General features: G+C 64.4%; 2 protein-coding genes. Both read left to right on the forward strand.

What is annotated here, in order from left to right:
* Window positions 1–244 precede the first annotated feature (244 nt).
* Window positions 245–1,756, forward strand: coding sequence for an IS21 family transposase (gene istA, locus DIE23_RS38805; RefSeq protein WP_221623391.1), 1,512 nt, complete (start codon window positions 245–247; stop codon window positions 1,754–1,756).
* Window positions 1,757–1,760: 4 nt separating this feature from the next.
* Window positions 1,761–2,549, forward strand: coding sequence for an IS21-like element helper ATPase IstB (gene istB / locus DIE23_RS38810; protein ID WP_124618153.1), 789 nt, complete (start codon window positions 1,761–1,763; stop codon window positions 2,547–2,549).
* The last annotated feature ends 85 nt before the right edge of the window (window positions 2,550–2,634 follow it).

A 2,634-nucleotide genomic window follows, 5' to 3' on the forward strand; every position in this document is an offset into this window, starting at 1 on the left:
TGTCACGGGGCGGCGTTATGGAGCCAATCCGGGGGCGGCGTAATGAGGCCACCTGATGGGCGGCGCAATGGAGCCAGTCCAGGGGCGGCGTAATGAGGCCACTCGATGGGCGGCGTAAAGGAGCCAGCCCAAGGGCGGCATGTAGAGGCCAGCAGTATCGGGGCAAGAGCGCGATTCGAACTTTCCAAGTCGGTACGCTCGTTCTTTTTTGAACGGAGCGGCCGTGACCAATCGGAGGTTCGAAGTGTTCGAGTATCGACAAGTCCTTGTCCGTATGCGGCAAGGCGATTCCGACCGCGACATCGCGCGTGTCGGTTTGATGGGGCGGCGCAAGCTGAAGACCGTACGCAACGAAGCAAGCGTGCGCGGCTGGCTCGATCCGGCGTTGCCGTTGCCGGACGACGCGACGATCGTCGGTATATTCGGCCGCACGCTGCACCTGCCGATCACGTGTGTGTCGACGCTCGAGCCGTTTCGCGAGCAGATCCGTAACTGGATTGACGCCGGCGTCCAGGGCACTACGATACATGCCGCCCTTCAACGCAATCATGGTTACGCTGGCGGCTATGACGCCGTGAAGCGTATGCGACGACACCTGATCGCGGAGCGCGGCGTCAAGGCGACGACGATCCTGGACTTCGAGGCGGCCGACGCCGTGCAGGTCGACTTCGGCGCCGGGCCGATGCTGACGGTCGACGGGATTGAGCTCAAAACCTGGATCTTTGTGATGACGCTGTGCTGGTCGCGCCATCAGTACGCCGAGATCGTTCCGGACCAGACTGTCGAGACGTGGCTGGCCTGTCACCGGCGCGCCTTCGAATGGTTCGGTGGCGTACCGAGCCGGGTCATCATCGACAACGCGAAGTGCGCGATCATCCGGGCGTGTCGCTACGATCCGGCCGCGCAGCGCTCCTACGCCGCCTTGGCCGAAGGGTATGGATTCCGGATCGACGCCTGTCCGCCGCGTGATCCCCAGAAAAAGGGAATCGTTGAGGCGGGCGTCAAATACGTCAAGAAATCGTTCGTGCCGCTGCGCGAGTTCCGCGACCGGACCGACGCCAACCGGCAGTTGCGCGAGTGGGTCATGCAGCAGGCCGGTACCCGCACCCACGGCACCACGCAGGAGCAACCGCTGGCGCGCTTCGCGATCGAAAAACCGCTGCTCATGTCGTTGCCCGACGTGCCGCCGAAGCTGTCGGTCTGGGAATGCGTGAAGTTGCACCGCGACGGCCACGTCGTCTACAAGTACGCGCGGTACTCGGCGCCGTATGCGTTGGTCGGCAAGGAGCTGTGGCTGAAGGCGACCGACACGGTCATCCAGCTGTTCCATCGGCACGAGCTCGTCGCCACACATCCGCGGCAGCGCGCCGGCGGCCGCCATACCGTGCCGGCTCACCAGCCGCCCGAGGCGCAGGCCTGGCTCGAGCACGATCCGCAGTGGTGCCTGGCGCGCGCCAAGGAGATCGGGCCGTCGTGCCACGACGTCGTCCTCGCGCTGTTCCACGACACGGTACTCGTCAATCTGCGCGGCGCGCAAGGCATCGTCCGGCTGCGGGAGAAGGTCGGCGATCAGCGGCTGGACGCCGCCTGCGCTCGAGCACTCGCCTTCAACAGCCCGAAGTACCGCACGGTCAAGGGCATCCTCGACAAAGGGCTCGAGAGCGAAAGCGTGCCCAAGCCCGCGGCGGCGAACGCCGACACGTACCTGAACGGCGGCCGCTTCGGCCGCGATCTCCACTCGCTGCTGCTCCATTGATCCCATGAACCCCAGTCCAGAACTGAACACCATCCTCAAACAGCTGCGCCTGTCCGGCATCCTCGACTCGCTCGAACTGCGCAACCGCGAGGCCATCGACGGACAGCTCGCCTACACCGAGTTCCTCGCGACACTGCTGCACGACGAAGTTGCGCGTCGCGAGAACAAGAAGCTCAACGCCCGCCTGTCGCGGGCCGGCTTCGCGATGGGCAAGACGCTCGAGACCTTCAACTTCGATCTGCTGCCGAACCTGAACCGGGCCTATGTCCACGATCTCGCCACCGGCCGCTACCTGGACGAGAAAGTCGGAATCCTGATGGCTGGCCAGACCGGCACTGGCAAGAGCCATCTGGCGCAGGCCTTCGGTCACTGCGCCGCCCGTCAGGGGCACAACGTGCTGTTCATCTCGCAAACCGAACTGCTCAAAAAGCTCCACGCCGCGCGGGCCACCGACGCCTACGACAGGAAGTTCCAGCAGTACGTCCGGGTGCCGCTGCTGATCATCGACGACTTCGCGCTCAAGCCGCTGCGCGTGCCGCACGACGAGGACTTCCACGATCTCGTTGCCGCCCGGTACGAGCGAGCTTCGACCATCCTGACTTCGAATCTCGATCTGGAGGAATGGGGCGCCGCCTTCCCTGACAACCGCATCCTCGGTGCCGCGACGCTCGATCGATTACGCCACGGCGCCTACCGGCTCGTGTTCGAAGGCAAGAGCCAGCGCGACCCTAAACCGATGCCTGGATTGTCCGAAAATGGGGTTGCGAAAAACGGCAAAAAACCGCAATCTTGAAGCCGTTCGAATCTGCGTTTTACCCCCGCTTCTGCTGGCGCCATTACGCCGCCCATCCCTGGCTCCTTTACGCCGCCCGTTGACA

The organism is Burkholderia sp. Bp9143 (assembly GCF_003853645.1).
In the GTDB taxonomy this organism is placed as follows: Bacteria; Pseudomonadota; Gammaproteobacteria; order Burkholderiales; family Burkholderiaceae; genus Burkholderia.

Coding starts and splice junctions, on each gene's coding strand:
- istB (WP_124618153.1), top strand. CDS start 1,761: ATGAACCCCAGTCCAGAACTGAACACCATCCTCAAACAGCTGCGCCTG.